10 protein-coding genes and 2 pseudogenes are annotated in these 15,984 nt (G+C 50.0%); 8 read left to right on the top strand and 4 right to left on the bottom strand.

From position 1 onward, the window contains the following. Positions 1–11: 11 nt before the first annotated feature. Both cydC and cydD read right to left on the bottom strand, forming a co-directional pair. Positions 12–1,736 (bottom strand): heme ABC transporter ATP-binding protein/permease CydC, encoded by a 1,725-nt coding sequence (cydC, locus tag EOJ37_RS11485; protein WP_127960051.1) that lies wholly within the window; start codon positions 1,734–1,736, stop codon positions 12–14. Between the two features lie 2 nt (positions 1,737–1,738). Then, complete coding sequence (cydD, locus tag EOJ37_RS11480; protein WP_127960050.1) at positions 1,739–3,511, bottom strand: heme ABC transporter permease/ATP-binding protein CydD; 1,773 nt, start codon at positions 3,509–3,511, stop codon at positions 1,739–1,741. Between the two features lie 523 nt (positions 3,512–4,034). On the opposite strand from cydD, the gene EOJ37_RS11475 reads away from it, so the two are divergent. Both EOJ37_RS11475 and EOJ37_RS11470 read left to right on the top strand, forming a co-directional pair. Next, a complete protein-coding gene (locus EOJ37_RS11475; RefSeq protein ID WP_127960049.1) occupies positions 4,035–4,520 on the top strand; it encodes a hypothetical protein in 486 nt (161 codons plus the stop codon). 144 nt (positions 4,521–4,664) lie between these two features. Then, on the top strand, positions 4,665–6,281 hold the full coding sequence (locus EOJ37_RS11470; RefSeq protein ID WP_127960048.1) for a SulP family inorganic anion transporter: 1,617 nt from the start codon (positions 4,665–4,667) through the stop codon (positions 6,279–6,281). Positions 6,282–6,351: 70 nt separating this feature from the next. Here the strand turns inward: EOJ37_RS11470 and trxB are convergent, their stop codons facing one another. After that, entirely contained in the window at positions 6,352–7,323 is a 972-nt protein-coding gene (trxB, locus tag EOJ37_RS11465) for a thioredoxin-disulfide reductase (RefSeq protein ID WP_127960047.1), read from the bottom strand. A 909-nt stretch (positions 7,324–8,232) separates the two neighbouring features. On the opposite strand from trxB, the gene lrp reads away from it, so the two are divergent. From lrp to serS, 6 genes and pseudogenes are all read left to right on the top strand, one after another. Continuing rightward, positions 8,233–8,727: a leucine-responsive transcriptional regulator Lrp gene (lrp, locus tag EOJ37_RS11460; protein ID WP_127960046.1), complete on the top strand. Its 495-nt coding sequence runs from the start codon at positions 8,233–8,235 to the stop codon at positions 8,725–8,727. 130 nt (positions 8,728–8,857) lie between these two features. Then, positions 8,858–10,073: pseudogene (locus tag EOJ37_RS15070) on the top strand (DNA translocase FtsK 4TM domain-containing protein); the annotation flags it as partial. Positions 10,074–10,462: 389 nt separating this feature from the next. Continuing rightward, positions 10,463–12,094: pseudogene (locus EOJ37_RS15065) on the top strand (DNA translocase FtsK); the annotation flags it as partial. Positions 12,095–12,140: 46 nt separating this feature from the next. After that, positions 12,141–12,755, top strand: coding sequence for an outer membrane lipoprotein periplasmic chaperone LolA (gene lolA / locus EOJ37_RS11450; protein WP_127960067.1), 615 nt, complete (start codon positions 12,141–12,143; stop codon positions 12,753–12,755). Positions 12,756–12,763: 8 nt separating this feature from the next. Beyond that, positions 12,764–14,107: a replication-associated recombination protein A gene (locus EOJ37_RS11445; RefSeq protein WP_127960044.1), complete on the top strand. Its 1,344-nt coding sequence runs from the start codon at positions 12,764–12,766 to the stop codon at positions 14,105–14,107. A 109-nt stretch (positions 14,108–14,216) separates the two neighbouring features. Next, on the top strand, positions 14,217–15,509 hold the full coding sequence (gene serS / locus EOJ37_RS11440; protein WP_127960043.1) for a serine--tRNA ligase: 1,293 nt from the start codon (positions 14,217–14,219) through the stop codon (positions 15,507–15,509). A gap of 262 nt (positions 15,510–15,771) precedes the next feature. Here serS and EOJ37_RS14680 read toward each other — a convergent pair. Continuing rightward, on the bottom strand, positions 15,772–15,984 hold a 213-nt coding region (locus EOJ37_RS14680; RefSeq protein WP_206194052.1), incomplete at its 5' end, for a hypothetical protein.

Genomic DNA, 15,984 nt, shown 5'->3' with positions numbered 1-15,984 from the left:
CTTACTGCAGATTATTCAATTCGCTGATAGAGTTGCGCATAACGCCCCTGTTGTTGCATCAGTTCACTGTGACGACCTGATTCCACTATTTCACCACCATCCATAACGCAAATACGATCAAACTGTGCCAATCCGCTCAGACGGTGAGTCACTACAATCAGGGTTTTGTCTGCGGCATGTCGGTGCAACAGTTGCAGGATTTGTTGTTCGGTGTTGGCATCTAGCCCTTCGGTCGGCTCATCGAGCAGTAGCAGCGGCGCTTGGTGTAACAGGGCGCGAGCGATACCCAGTCGTCGCTGCTCGCCGCCTGACAGTTGACGTCCACCTTCACCGAGCCAGGCAGCCAATCCTTCACCGGCTAACAGATTACCTAGACCAACATGTTGCAGGCTATCGCTGAGTTGTTGATCACTGGCGCTAGCATCGGCCAGTAGCAGGTTATCGCGTAGTGTGGCACTGAAGATATGCACTCGCTGGCTGACCACCGTCATCATAGTGCGCAGCGTCGCTTCATCGTAGTGCTGTAACGGATGGCCATTCAGTTTGATGTTGCCACTTTCTGCATCCCAGGCGCGTGTTAGTAACTGCAACAGTGTCGATTTGCCACAACCGGTACGCCCAAGTAGCGCAATATGTTCACCGGGTGCAACGACTAAGTTGATCTGATTAAGCACCTTTTCAGTTTGCTCGCTATAACGAAAACTGACTGCGTTAATCTGCAAGCCGGCACTTGCTTGAGCTGCGACACCAGCAGCAGGAAAAGTGACAACAGGTTTTTGATCAATAATCTGTTTTACCCGGGTTGCAGAAGCGATCACCTGGCCTAAATGCTGGAAAGCGTGCATCACTGGAATGATTGCCTCGAAGGCGGCGAGAGTGGCGAAGGCGAACAGTGCAATTAGCGCGTCGGGCTGATGACTGGCTCCTACACCGTCGGCGGCTAACCACAGCAACAGAATAACCGTTAAGCCACTGACCAAGATCACTACGCTTTGCGACAAACCGGTAAGCGCAGCTTGGCGTTGCTGCTGCTGCTGCCACTGCTGTTCTGTGTGATCAAGCTGTTGGCGAAAACGTACTTCGGCACCAAAAATCTGTAGTTCAGCCTGCCCTTGCAGCCAACGGGTCAACTGATTACGGTATTGGCTACGCAGTACAGTTAATGCTTGGCCGATGGGTTGACCAGCACGGTAAAACAGAGGCGGCATGAGTGCCATCATCAGTAGCAGAATAGTGGCTAGCGTTAATGCCAACTGAAGATCTAACCAACTGAGTGCCAAGGTCAACAGCACAATCACCATCAACGCGCTGACCACCGGTGAAATCACACGCAGATAGAGGTGATCAAGGGTATCGACATCCGCCACCAGACGATTTAGTAACTCCGCCTGACGAAAGTGTGCAATGTGATTGGGGGCTAACGGCAGGATCTTGCTAAAGGTGAATAGGCGTAAATGTGACAATAAGCGAAATGTGGCGTCGTGGCTCACTAGCCGTTCAGCGTAGCGCCCGGCGGTGCGAAAGATTGCCGCTCCACGCACTCCGGCTGCGGGTAGCATATAGTTAAATGCAAAATTGCCCGCCAGGCCGGCTAATGCAGAGGCTGCCAGGAACCAGCCAGAGAGAGCCAGTAAGCCGATGCTGGCTAACAGCGTGGTAATCGCCAGCACCATGCCGAGCAACAGCAAAAAGGTGTGGCGACGATAGAGTGCGAGAAAGGGCAAGAGAACACGCATGGCTAAACCTCATTACGGCGGTGGGCGAGCAGATCGGCAAATAAACCGGCTTGGCGACTCAGTGTGGCGTAATTGCCCTGTTGCACAATTTGGCCATGATCCATAACCCAAATCTGGTCATACTGCTCGGCTTCCTGGAGTTGATGGGTAACCAACAGCGTGGTTTGTTGATAGGAGGCATGATCCAGAGCCTGCATCACCAAACGCTCACTGGCGGCATCCAGGCTGGCAGTTGGTTCATCCAGCAATAGCAGCGTGCGTGGGCTGAGTAGCGCCCGAGCGACAGCGATGCGCTGAGCTTGGCCAACAGAAAGGCGTGCGGCACCATCGCCCAACTCACTCTCCAAACCGTTCGGCAAGCGTGGTAGAAACTCACTGACATAAGCGTGATCAATAGCTTGCTGCAATTCTTCAGCACTGGCATCCACTGCACCAAGCAGAATGTTTTCTCGCACCGTTTGTGCCGGTAAGTGGGGATTTTGACCGATCCAGCCTAACTGTTGCCGCCACTCTGCTGGCGAGAGTTGTGATAACTCAATGCCGTTCACTTGCAGTGAACCTCGGTAGGGCAGGAAACCGAGCAGTACGTTGAGCAGCGAGCTTTTGCCAGCGCCAGAGGGGCCAACTAAAGCGACGCGTTGGTTGGCGGCGAGCTGAAATGTGATTGGCCCAGCAAGCACAACACCATTTGGCGACAAGATCTCAAGCGCTTGCGCCTGTAATGTGACAGCTTGCTGAGCTGGCAGTTGTTGCTGGCCTTGGCCGCGTGGTTCAGCCTCGCCCTCTGCATTAAGGAACTGTTCCAATGCTTCAGCAGCACCAACCGCTTGTGCTTTAGCGTGGTAAAAGCTGCCGAGATCACGCAGTGGCTGAAAAAATTCAGGCGCTAAAATCAGCACCAGAAAACCGGCAAACAGAGTGACTCCGGCGCCATAACTACCAAAATTTAGCTCCCCCAGATAAGAGAAACCAAAATAGACGGCTACCACGGCGATTGAGACCGCAGCAAAAAACTCCAGCACTGCTGAAGAGAGAAAGGCCAAGCGTAACACTTCCATGGTGCGTTGGCGGAAATCTTCTGTAGCGCGAGCTAACTGCGCCGATTCACGCTCTCCATGATGGAACAGGCGTAATGTATCCAGCCCACGCAGACGATCAAGAAAATTGCCACTCAGGCGTGCTAATGCGACAAAATTGCGTTGATTGGCATCGGCAGCACCCATACCGACCAGCGCCATAAACAGAGGGATCAACGGCGCTGTTGCTAACAGGATCAGGCCAGCGGCCCAGTTTACCGGGAACAGGGCAAACAAGATCAGCACGGGGATCATCACTGCAAGGTACATCTGTGGCAGGTAGCGAGCATAATAATCTTGCATCTCTTCGATCTGTTCAATAATCACACTGGCCCAACTGCCAGCAGGCTTACCCTGTATCCAGGCAGGGCCGAGCTGTTGTAATTTATCGAGCACCTGAGCACGCAGATGGCGGCGTATCACCTGCCCACAGAGGAAGCTACTGCGTTCACGCAGCCCCGCCAGCAACGCGCGCAGTACTAGCGTGATGCCCAACCAGACGAATGAAGAGATCAGTTCGGTGCGTGTCTGTTGTTCAATAATCAACGTATGTAGCAGATCAGCCAATAGCCAAGCCTGGACGACAAGTAACATGCCACTGAATAGCCCTAACAGCATTGAGAGGCGTAGCCAGCGATTTGCTAAACTGCTCTTTTCTTTAAGCCATTGAGTTAACTGAGTTTGCCGATTTTTTTTCATTCAAAGAATCTACATCGCTTTGTATTAGAGAAGACAAGCTGAGTGTGAGTCATCTTGAGCACAAACACGAGCGATTATACACAACGCGGCTTTCATCTTGCTAATCACTGGTACTGGCATGAGTCATTTAACCGCATAGTTGCTGGCAGTCACTATGCGGCATCGGGGTTGTCGGGATACCAAATTTTACATCTCTGCGGTTTTTTTAGACTCGAAAAAATTGATCACCACAGCAACAGAGGTATGGTATTGCGCGTCAATCACTGAGGTGGTGGTTTTATCGCTGCCACAAACAGAAAACTGCTGGCGATGATTGAAGATTGGCGCTGGTCAATCAGCCATGTTGATATCAACACCAAATAAAATCAGTGAGTTTTGTTTTTCATTCTCTTCAGGCAGTCGAGCAGAATGCTGACTATATTTTAATGCACGGCCCGTATTTTCAGTGCAACAGTTGCACTCACTTTACCACGCTTGATTAATTTTAAATCAAGTGTCGACAATAACCACGAAGAGGTGGCAGATGATTACAGAAGCAGAAGTGAACCAGGCACAGCAAGCGTGGTGTGATGGGTTGATCAGAATTGGTGCTGTCTATCGTCAAGGCGGTGATTATCGTGCGGTTGCTGCTGAGATCGTTGATGAACTCTATGATTATCAGGATGGTGTTGTTTTCTTCAAACCAACGCTGGCACATGGAGCCAATACCTTCCGCTGCAGTCGCAAAGGGGCAATCTCCTATTTTGTTGCCGGTGATGCCGATTATCCCGACGATGCCGGTTTTGCCCTGAAGGTGTGGAAAAAAGTCTGGTATGACAACAATGCGGCCGATAATGGCATTCAGATCCACGGCAATATCGCCATCACGATGGGCAATGTTTATCTAATTAGCGAGGATAACGAACAGGTGATGGTAGACAAGACGTTTGTATTTCGTCGCTGTGCAGACGGGCGCTTGCGCCTTTGTGTGCATAAGTCTGCACTGCCCTATGTTCCTGACGCCAAATAGTGTAATTGATCGACAACCGGCGAGTGAACAAGCTGTTTGCTCTGCCGTTGTCGCGAGCCGGCAGTCAGACGCCTAACTATTGTCGATACTAGCGCTGTCGCTAGATAATCTGAATTTGTTGCATGGAGAGAGGTAACAGCATAAATGACTATCAGCAAAGGGGTTTCAGGTGATGTTTTTGGTGGTTTAACCGCAGCAATTGTTGCGCTGCCATTGGCGCTGGCATTCGGTGTGCAATCGGGTATGGGAGCTGTTGCTGGGCTATATGGTGCAATAGTGTTGGGTATTCTTGCGGCACTGTTTGGGGGGACTCGAACCCAGATTAGTGGCCCGACCGGGCCGATGACCGTGGTATCCAGCGCGATCATTGCTGCAGAGATTGCCTACTTTGGCTCCTTTGAAGCCGCGCTGCCATCGATTATTGTCACTTTTGTGTTAGCTGGGCTGTTGCAGATCGTTATGGGGTTAATGAGGGTAGGGCAGTATGTGCGCTATATGCCATACCCAGTGATCTCTGGCTTTATGAGCGGAATTGGCCTGATTATTATCATCACTCAACTGTTTCCTTCTGTCGGGTTAACTTCGGTAGGGACACCGCTTAACACCTTACTGACATTGGCAACGGCAGTGGTCAATATTAACTTTTCTGCGCTGCTGCTGGCATTGGGGACGATTGCAACAATCTACCTGTTCCCCAAGGTCACTAAAGCGATCCCCGCAACATTGGTGGCATTGGTGACATTTACCGTGCTTTCGATACTGCTAGAGCTAGCGGTACCAACCATTGGTGAGATACCTCAAGGGCTGCCAGCACTCCATGTTGCGGCGTTTGCCGGCATTGAGTGGCATGATCCGGCAATCATTATCTTTACAGCCCTGACACTGGCCAGTTTGGGGGCTATCGACTCGTTGTTGACTTCGGTGGTAGCAGACAACATGACACGTACTCAGCACAACTCCAATCGCGAATTGATTGGGCAAGGAGTGGGCAATGCCATCGCTGGGTTATTTGGTGGCCTGCCAGGTGCAGGAGCAACGATCAGAACAGTGGTGAATATCCGCTCGGGCGGAAACTCACGGTTGTCCGGAGTGACGCACGGGTTGATCTTGTTACTGATTTTACTGGGCGCTGGCGAGTATGCCGCGCAGATCCCATTGCCAGTGCTGGCAGGGATTTTGATCACGGTAGGGATTGGTATTATCGATTGGCGTAGCCTGAGAAATTTACGTGCCGTCCCACGAGCAGATATGGTGATCATGCTCAGTGTCACGCTATTAACGGTGTTTGTTGATCTGCTACAGGCGGTCGGTATTGGTATGGTGATGGCGGCGCTCTGGTTTATGAAGCAGATGAGTGATTTGGCAGAGGAAAAATCACAAGGCCATCTGTTACAGCAGGCGCCGATGATACAAGCTGATGAGCAAGCCTGGCTCTCCGGGCATGAAGATCGTGTCTATATTCAGCACTTTGAAGGCCCTATCTTCTTTGGCTTTATTTTTGGATTCAATCGGATTATCCGTGAAATGCCAGAGGTAAAAACAGTGATTTTCCGCATGGAGAATGTGCCCTATATCGATCAAAGCGGGCTATATGCGCTGGAGGATGCCATCACGAATTTACGCCAGCAGGGGATTGAAATTATTATTTGCGGATTGCAGCCTCAACCGCAGGCGATGCTGGAAGCGATTAGATTGATCCCCAATTTGGTTGCAGCAGACAAAATTGTCCGGCATTTTGATGAGTTGGCACCCTTGGCCTAGCCCAGATTGGCAGGACATCAGTGGTTAGCAGGTGTGCTGTACGCTACCGCTGATGCCCACCTTGGGGTAGTTAACTATTCCCACCATTCGCCAAGCTATCGAGGTAGCGTTCGGCATCTAATGCGGCCATGCAACCGGTACCGGCCGACGTAATGGCCTGGCGATAGATATGATCCATGACATCGCCGGCAGCAAACACGCCAGGTATACTGGTCTGTGTCGCGTTGCCATGAATGCCGGAATGCACTTTGATATAGCCATTTTCCAACTCAAGCTGATCGCCAAAAATTGCGGTATTCGGTGAGTGGCCAATCGCAATAAAGACCCCAGCGACGGCGAGTTCTTCAGTATGCTGCGTTGCGTTAACATCACGCAGGCGCACGCCAGTTACCCCCATTTCGTCGCCGAGCACTTCATCCAGTGTACGGTGAGTATGCAGAACGATATTGCCATTTTTCACCTTTTCCATCAGACGATTAATCAAAATTTTCTCGCTCCGGAAGCTGTCGCGACGATGGATCAGATGCACTTCAGCAGCGATATTGGCCAAATAGAGCGCCTCTTCGACAGCGGTATTACCACCACCGACAACGGCAACCTTCTGGTTACGATAAAAAAAACCATCACAAGTAGCACAGGCAGAGACGCCTTTGCCTTTGAACGCTTCTTCAGATTCCAGCCCTAAATAACGTGCGGAAGCACCGGTAGCGATAATCAGAGCATCGCAGGTGTATTGGTTGTTGTCACCAAATAGACGGAAAGGACGCTGTTGCAGCTCAACACGTTGGATGTGATCGAACACGATCTCGGTATCAAATTTTTCCGCATGTTCACGCATTCGATCCATCAGTGCGGTACCCGTCAGTTCTCCGCCATCCCCAGGCCAGTTCTCGATTTCGCTAGTGGTGGTTAATTGCCCACCTGGCTGGATACCCGTTATTAGCATTGGGTGTAAGTTGGCGCGTGCGGCATAGACGGCGGCGGTATAGCCGGCTGGGCCTGATCCCAAAATCAGTAATTTGCTGTGTTTAGCTGTGCTCATGAATAACCTCTTCTCGCACAATAATAAATATGTTCAGTAAGATATCTAAGTAGATGACAGTGTGATCAATGCTTGCTGTCAGGTGTAAGCATACGTAGTGCAAAAAACACCTGTCAGCCAGTCCTGCCGACAGTCTACTTGATTGTAGGTAAAACGGTGCAGCAAAAAAAGCGACCAGGCGAGTCGATGCTAGCTCTGATAGGTGTTGACTATCTATTAACCTATTCTCATTATCACAGATAATCTGGCAAAACAGTCAGGATACAAGATTTGCAGCACAATTTTTCAGCACTCCGATCAAGAGATATTCATCGTTTCAGCATCAGGTTGCCAGTCGCGGAAAAGAGCATGCCAAATGGATTAAAGTAATTTAATTTCAATAAATTAATTGCTCTTTATCGGCTTGTATAACTAGCGCTTCTTGGTTAATAACAGAGCAAGCGTCAATTTTTTTTGACGGTAGGTTGTGCTGATTTTAGTTATTTTATTTTGACAATCCGCTGTGTATTTGCGAAAACATCACCAACAGAGGAAATTATTCCGCAGGTAGTAGCAAATTTTAGCTATGTACAGCTATGAAGCACAACATGATGCTTTTTTCACTGTTAAAACTGGATTTGGTCGCTACAACAGCGGATGGTACTCTGGAGAACGTTGCCTTTTTGCACTTGTTACTCAAGGATGACGATAGGTTTTGCAATGCAAAGGGGCGATGTACCTAAGTTGACGTAAGTCGCAAGGGTAGAGGTGAGTTGAGTGACAACCCTGCTTGAGGTGGTGATCGCTGCAACAAGGGTTAGGGGTTGTTTAACATTAGCATCGAGTCTTCGCCTGGGATCAGTACTCACATAAGGATGGTGAAGTGACTGTAACAGGTGCAGGGAAGAATATAATAAGAGAGACATAAGAATGGTAGACAATAAAAAACGCCCAAGTAAAGATCTTGACCGTATCGATCGCAACATTCTCAATGAGTTGCAAAAGGACGGGCGAATTTCCAACGTTGAGCTTTCTAAGCGAGTCGGGCTTTCGCCAACACCCTGTTTAGAGCGTGTTCGCCGTCTTGAACGTCAAGGCTTTATTACCGGTTATGCAGCACTGCTTAATCCGCACTACTTGGATGCGTCTTTGTTGGTTTTTGTTGAAATAACCTTAAACCGTGGGGCGCCGGATGTTTTTGAACAGTTCAATACGGCTGTGCAAAAATTGGAGGAAATTCAGGAGTGTCATCTGGTTTCCGGTGATTTTGATTACCTGTTAAAAACCCGTGTGGCTGATATGTCAGCATATCGTAAACTGTTGGGGGAGACGCTGTTGCGTTTGCCGGGTGTGAATGATACCCGTACCTACGTTGTCATGGAAGAAGTGAAACAAAGTGGGCGTCTGGTCATCAAAACACGTTAATCCATAGGTGCAAAACCGGATTAAATTCGTTACACTCCTGTTTGTTTATACAGTGACAGCGCCGAGAGAATGACTCGGCGCTGTTTTTCCCTATTTAGTCAGTTAACTAACAGGACCTGGAGTGCCTTTTTTGAGCCAGGAATACACAGAAGACAAACAAGTCACGTTGAAAAAACTGGCTGGTGGTCGGCGACTGTTTGAAGCGCTGTTGATCATCATCGCTGGTTTTGCTTTCTACCTCATGGTATCGCTGATCAGCTTCAATCCTTCAGATCCGAGTTGGTCACAAACTGCCTGGCATGAGCCGATCCATAATCTGGGTGGCATTGTTGGTGCTTGGTTGGCCGATACCTTGTTTTTCACCTTTGGTGTCTCTGCTTATGCGGTGCCGCCAATCATGCTAATCCTCTGCTGGCGTGCTTACCGTCAGCGTGAACATAGTGAGTACACTGATTACTTCTCATTGGCGCTGCGTCTAATTGGAACGCTGGCACTAGTGCTGGCCTCCTGTGGTCTGGCAGAATTAAATATCGATGACCTCTATTACTTTGCGTCTGGCGGTTTGCTGGGTAACTTGTTGAGTAGTGCCATGTTGCCAGAGTTTAGTCCGCTTGGCGCTACATTGGCGCTGCTTTGCCTTTGGGTTGCAGGTTTTACGCTGTTTACTGGCTGGTCGTGGCTGACTATCGCTGAAAAGCTCGGTGCGGCGGTACTGGCGGTAGTTGCTTTGTTGCTGCATGGTTCAAAGCGAAATGCCCGCAAGCATGACGAAGGCAGAACAGCACAGGAGACTAACCAGCCGCTGGTGATTGTTGCTGATGAACTGGTGGTGCTGGATGAATTTATTGCTGCGGATACAGCAAAAGTTTATTCGCAACCGCAACCGCCACTTTATCATCGCCAGCCAGAGCAGACTGTGCGGGTGGCTGAACACGCGGTGTTGAACCTCACTGATACTGTGAGTACTGATCTGCAGCCAATTAAGGCGAGCCGCGTTGTTGAACCCTTTGACGTACAACCCCCAGCCATTTCTGCGATTGATACAGATGAAGAGGCTGAAACAGCGTTTTTTAACTTCTCTCCCGCTTCACAACAACCGGAGCAGCAGCCCACGGTTGCAGTGGAAACACCGACAGTAACAGTGTTAACGGAAGAGTTTGTTGAGTCTGAACGTACGCAACCGACCTTTATGCCCGTATTCAGCGCACACAGTAGTGAAACTCCGCAAGTTAAACAGGGGATTGGCCCGGAATTACCGCGCCCTAATCGGGTGCGTATTCCCACTCGGCGCGAGTTGGCTTCCTACGGCATTAAATTGCCGTCGCAACGTATGGCAGAACAGCGTGAGGCTGAGCAACGTGCAACTGAGCCAGCGCTAATGCAACAGCAAGCATCACAATCATCATTGCTCGCGGAGGACGTTAACCACCGGCAAACGGCGTACTCGGTTGCTGAACCGTATTCTTCATCGATCGTAGGTGAGTTTGACAGTGAGCCTAGGGTAGGGGATTGGTACTCGACATTATCAACCGCTACTGAACCACAGCCGGATGTTGATGAGACTCCTTTCACCATCGATTTTGCTGATAGTGCAGCCAGCAGCGCATTTATCGCTGCTAGCGAAGTTGCTGAGTCGCGTACTCCATTGTTTACCCTAGCAGCGGAAACAGTAGAGCTGTCGGGTAAGCAGCAAGAGCCTGCGATTGACCTTACTCAGATTGAATCGGTCAATATTGAACCGAGTTATCTTCAGCCAAGCCATCACGCTCAACCAAACAGTGATACTCAGCCAAGCAATATTGCCGCGCAGCCAGCTGCCATGGTTGAGAGCCTGATCCATCCTTTTTTGATGCGCAATGATCTCCCCTTGCAGAAACCAACCACCCCGTTACCCACGCTGGATCTGCTGGCCGAAGCACCGAAAGTGACGGAACCGGTGGACATGCTGCTTTTGGAACAGAAAGCGCGTCTGATTGAGGTCAGTCTGGCTGATTACCGGGTTAAAGCCGATGTGGTAGATATCTTACCTGGCCCGGTGATCACCCGCTTTGAGCTTGACTTGGCGCCCGGTGTGAAAGCAGCGCGCATCTCCAATTTATCGCGAGATCTGGCACGGTCACTGTCAACTTCAGCCGTGCGTGTCGTTGAAGTGATCCCTGGTAAGCCTTATGTTGGGCTAGAGCTGCCGAACCTCAAGCGTGAAACGGTTTATCTGCGAGAAGTGCTGGACTGTCCTGATTTCCGTGATAATCCTTCCCCATTAGCGATTGTTTTGGGTAAAGATATCTCAGGTCAGCCGGTGGTAGCGGATTTGGCCAAAATGCCGCATTTACTGGTTGCCGGCACCACCGGCTCGGGTAAATCGGTTGGTGTCAACGCGATGATCTTGAGCATTCTGTATAAAGCGACACCGAAAGAGGTGCGCTTTATCATGATTGATCCGAAAATGTTGGAACTCTCGGTGTATGAAGGTATCCCACATCTGCTCACCGATGTAGTAACAGATATGAAAGATGCAGCTAACGCCTTGCGTTGGTGTGTTGCTGAGATGGAACGGCGTTATAAATTGATGTCGGCGTTGGGAGTACGTAACCTGGCCGGTTATAACGAGCGTATCGATGAAGCCTTGGCGATGGGGCGTCCAATCCCGGATCCATTCTGGAAACCGGGTAGCAGCATGGATATTTCGGCACCGGTGCTGGAAAAAGAGCCTTACATTGTGGTGATGGTGGATGAATTTGCTGATCTGATCATGACGGTCGGCAAAAAAATTGAGGAACTGATTGCCCGGTTAGCGCAGAAAGCGCGTGCTGCGGGTATCCACTTGGTCTTGGCCACCCAGCGCCCCTCTGTTGATGTTATCACTGGTTTGATTAAGGCAAACATTCCGACACGTATTGCTTTTACCGTGTCGAGCAAGATTGACTCGCGCACTATCCTTGACCAAGGGGGAGCTGAGTCGCTGCTTGGCATGGGTGATATGCTCTATTTGGCACCCAATTCCTCGATTCCGATCCGCGTGCATGGAGCCTTCGTTCGAGATCAGGAGGTTCACGCGGTTGCTAAAGATTGGAAAGCGCGTGAGCGTCCACAATACAAAGAGGGTATCCTCAGTAGTAACGAAGAAGGTGAAGCGGGTAGCAACACAGAACTTGATGATGGTGATGAGTTAGATCCGCTATTTGATCAAGCGGTTGAGTTCGTGGTTGAAAAAAGACGAGCTTCCATCTCGGGTGTCCAACGGCAGTTCCGTATCGGTTACAATCGCGCAGCGCGCATCATTGAGCAGATGGAGATGCAGGGTATTGTCAGTGCGCAGGGGCATAGTGGCAACCGTGAAGTTCTGGCACCACAACGCCATGAGTAACGACACTCAGGCTTGATGTGCCATGCATAACATAAGGTGTGAAATGATAAAAAAACTATTGATAACCTGTTCCCTGTTGGTCGGCACGATGAGTTCACTATCGGCCTGGGCTGATGCCGCGAGTGTCTTGCAGACGCGTTTGGCAAAAGTGAATAGTTTTCAGGCCAATTTTACGCAAACAGTGCTCAGCGCTGAGGGCAATGTAGTGCAACAAGGTGAAGGTACATTGTGGTTAAAACGACCTAATCTGTTCAATTGGCACATGCATTCTCCCGACGAAAGTGTGTTGATCTCTGACGGTAAAACGCTCTGGTTTTACAACCCATTTGTTGAACAAGTGACCGCTAGCTGGCTGAAAGATGCGACAGGAAACACGCCTTTTATTTTACTGACACGTAACAATGCCAACGACTGGAAGCAGTATGATGTCCGGCGTCTGGGAGACGATTTTGAGTTGACGCCGAAAGTCAGTAGCAATCACCTGAAGCAGCTACTTATCAGCGTAAGTAACAGTGGCACGATCAAAAGTTTTACTGCAATCGAGCAAGATGGCCAACGCAGTGACTATCAATTGAAAGGACAACAAAATCGTGTCATTGAAGCTGAAAAATTCAGGTTTACACCGCCTAAAGGGGTAACACTGGACGACCAACGTAATTAGAGGCTGCTGTGAACACGCTGTCACTGGATTTTTCTGAACACGCATTACAACCACTCGCGGCACGTATGCGCCCCACTACGCTGGCTGAATATATCGGCCAGCGTCATTTGCTGGCACCGGGTAAACCGTTGCCACGTGCGATAGAGAACGGCCAACTGCATTCGATGATCTTATGGGGGCCACCCGGTACTGGTAAAACCACACTGGCAGAGTTAATTGGCCGCTATGGCAATGCGGAGATCGAGCGGGTTTCTGCAGTAACCTCGGGAATTAAAGAGATCCGTGAAGCGATTGAGCGTGCCAGACAAAACCGTCATGCCGCACGGCGCACTATTCTGTTTGTCGATGAAGTACACCGGTTCAATAAAAGCCAACAGGATGCATTCCTGCCACACATTGAAGATGGCACTATCACTTTTATTGGTGCGACCACCGAAAATCCGTCATTTGAGCTGAACTCAGCGCTGCTTTCGCGAGCGCGCGTCTACCTGCTGAAGACACTGACGGTGGAAGAAATTGGGCAAGTGCTTGATCAGGCGATGCAGGATGCTCAGCGAGGTCTAGCGGCAGAAAAGATAACGCTACTGCCGGAAACGCGCGACATGCTGTCACAACTGGTTGGCGGTGATGCAAGGCGTGCGCTGAATAGCTTGGAAATGATGGCGGATATTGCCTCGCCGGATCAACATGGAATGCGCACGTTAACCCCTGAGTTGTTAACAGAGACACTGGGTGAACGACAGGCTCGCTTTGATAATAAAGGCGACCGTTATTACGATTTGATCTCAGCGTTACATAAATCGGTGCGTGGTTCTGCACCAGATGCGGCGCTTTACTGGTATGCGCGCATTATCACCGCAGGCGGTGATCCACTGTACGTCGCTCGCCGCTTGCTGGCGATTGCCTCAGAAGATATCGGCAATGCTGATCCGCGAGCAATGCAGATCGCGATTGCTGCCTGGGACTGTTTTACCCGCGTTGGCCCGGCTGAAGGGGAGCGCGCGATTGCACAAGCTGTTGTCTATCTGGCCTGTGCGCCGAAAAGCAATGCAGTCTACAACGCATTTACCGCTGCGCTGCGTGATGCGAAACAGCAACCCGATTATGATGTACCGGCGCATTTGCGTAATGCGCCCACCCGGCTGATGAAAGAGATCGGCTTGGGTGCGGAATATCGCTATGCCCATGATGAACCAAATGCTTACGCTGCCGGTGAGAACTATTTTCCCCCTGAGATGGCACAAACCACCTACTATCACCCAACTGAACGGGGTTTAGAGGCCAAGATTGCTGAAAAATTGGCCTGGCTGGCCAAGCAAGATCAAAATAGCCAGACAAAACGCTACCGCTGATAGTCGCCTTGCGGTAAGGTTAACAAGCAGTACACTACTTTTATCTAGTTTTCTGTACGCTGGATAAAGCGAAAACGTCTTCTTCAATAACAACAAGCACAGGATTAGCATGCTCGATCCCAATCTGCTGCGTAATGAGCTAGACGCAGTTGCCGTAAAACTGGCTCGCCGAGGCTTTAAACTTGATCTGGAACTGTTGCGCGCGCAAGAAGAGCGTCGCAAGGTGCTACAGGTAGAAACAGAAACATTACAGGCAGAGCGTAACGCTCGATCGAAGTCCATTGGTGAAGCGAAAGCACGTGGTGAAGATATTGAGCCGCTGCGTCGTGAAGTCAATGAGCTAGGTGACAAGTTGGATGCAGCCAAAAGCGCATTGGAAAAGCTGCAAAATGAGATCCGCGATTATGCATTGCAGATCCCTAATCCTCCTGATGACAGTGTACCCAATGGCAAGGATGATAGTGAAAACCGAGAAGTCAGCCGTTGGGGTGAGCCAAAAAGCTATCACTTTCCGGTGCGTGATCATGTCGAGCTGGGTGAGCTGAGCGATGGCCTCGATTTTGCTGTGGCGGTAAAACTGACCGGGGCGCGTTTTGTGGTAATGAAAGGGCAGATAGCCCGGCTACATCGTGCATTGGCGCAATTTATGCTGGATCTGCATACTGAACAGCATGGCTACCTGGAGACCTACGTACCTTACTTGGTCAATCATGCCACACTGTATGGCACAGGGCAGTTACCGAAATTTGGTGAAGATCTGTTTCACACCAAGCCACTGACAGAAGAGTCGGAAAGCAGCAACTACGCCTTGATCCCAACAGCAGAGGTACCGGTCACCAACTTGGTACGTGACGAGATCTTGGAAGAAGAGAGCTTACCACTACGCATGACCGCACATACCCCTTGCTTCCGTTCAGAAGCGGGTTCTTATGGGCGTGATACCCGTGGTCTGATCCGGATGCACCAGTTTGATAAAGTCGAATTAGTGCAGATCGTGCGGCCAGAAGATTCGATGGCAGCGCTGGAAGAGCTGACAGGGCACGCGGAAAAAGTGTTACAACTGCTGCAACTGCCTTATCGTAAAATGTTGCTCTGCACCGGTGATATGGGTTTCGGCTCTTGCAAAACCTATGATCTGGAAGTGTGGCTGCCGGCACAAAACACCTACCGTGAAATCTCTTCCTGTTCCAACATGTGGGATTTCCAGGCGCGGAGAATGCAGACGCGTTGCCGTAGTAAACAGGAGAAAAAGCCACGTTTGGTGCATACCCTGAATGGTTCAGGGTTGGCTGTTGGCCGCACGTTGGTTGCTGTATTGGAAAATTACCAACAAGCCGATGGGCGGATTGAGATCCCAGCGGTGCTGCGCCGTTATATGGGCGGCTTGGAGTACATCGGTTAATCGAATGAGATAAACATGTGCTAGACAATCCAGCCTACCCTTAGCTATAGCAGGGAACTCTCGATGATCGGGAGTTCCCCCGTAATGAAAACAGTCCCCTCCCTTCATCGGCACGCAAAAATATCGTGTATTACGTGTTATCACGCCGCACTAGGTAATTGAAACGCTATGTTTATTCGAAGTTAAAGCGTTTTCATCTGAAAATTATCTGCTGTTAAATCAAATCCCTGTTTCTTGACAGCAAACAAAGTTTACTACCGCTTTATAGGTAACATGCTGATTGTGAGGGATTGATATGTACCCAACTATTTCGCGTTGCAGTGATTTTCTGAAGGTAGCCATTGGAAAGTAAGCGTCCGGTAGCCTCACCTTGCCGCAGCGAATAAAGCCTTTCATTATTCTCGCCATCACATCCTCTGCTTGAGAATAAACCATGCCATACACCAAACAGCAAAAACAGCAGCATCTTGATAAC

The organism is Serratia microhaemolytica (assembly GCF_004011885.1).
Lineage (GTDB): Bacteria > Pseudomonadota > Gammaproteobacteria > Enterobacterales > Enterobacteriaceae > Serratia_G > Serratia_G microhaemolytica.
Note: the sequence above shows the minus strand (reverse complement) of the source record. Positions and strands in the feature narration are given on the sequence as shown.

Excerpts from the sequence above, each read along its gene's own strand:
- cydC (WP_127960051.1), bottom strand. The coding sequence starts at position 1,736 with ATGCGTGTTCTCTTGCCCTTTCTCGCACTCTATCGTCGCCACACCTTT.
- lrp (WP_127960046.1), top strand. The coding sequence starts at position 8,233 with ATGGTAGACAATAAAAAACGCCCAAGTAAAGATCTTGACCGTATCGAT.
- trxB (WP_127960047.1), bottom strand. The coding sequence starts at position 7,323 with ATGAGCACAGCTAAACACAGCAAATTACTGATTTTGGGATCAGGCCCA.
- EOJ37_RS11475 (WP_127960049.1), top strand. The coding sequence starts at position 4,035 with ATGATTACAGAAGCAGAAGTGAACCAGGCACAGCAAGCGTGGTGTGAT.
- cydD (WP_127960050.1), bottom strand. The coding sequence starts at position 3,511 with ATGAAAAAAAATCGGCAAACTCAGTTAACTCAATGGCTTAAAGAAAAG.
- EOJ37_RS11470 (WP_127960048.1), top strand. The coding sequence starts at position 4,665 with ATGACTATCAGCAAAGGGGTTTCAGGTGATGTTTTTGGTGGTTTAACC.
- serS (WP_127960043.1), top strand. The coding sequence starts at position 14,217 with ATGCTCGATCCCAATCTGCTGCGTAATGAGCTAGACGCAGTTGCCGTA.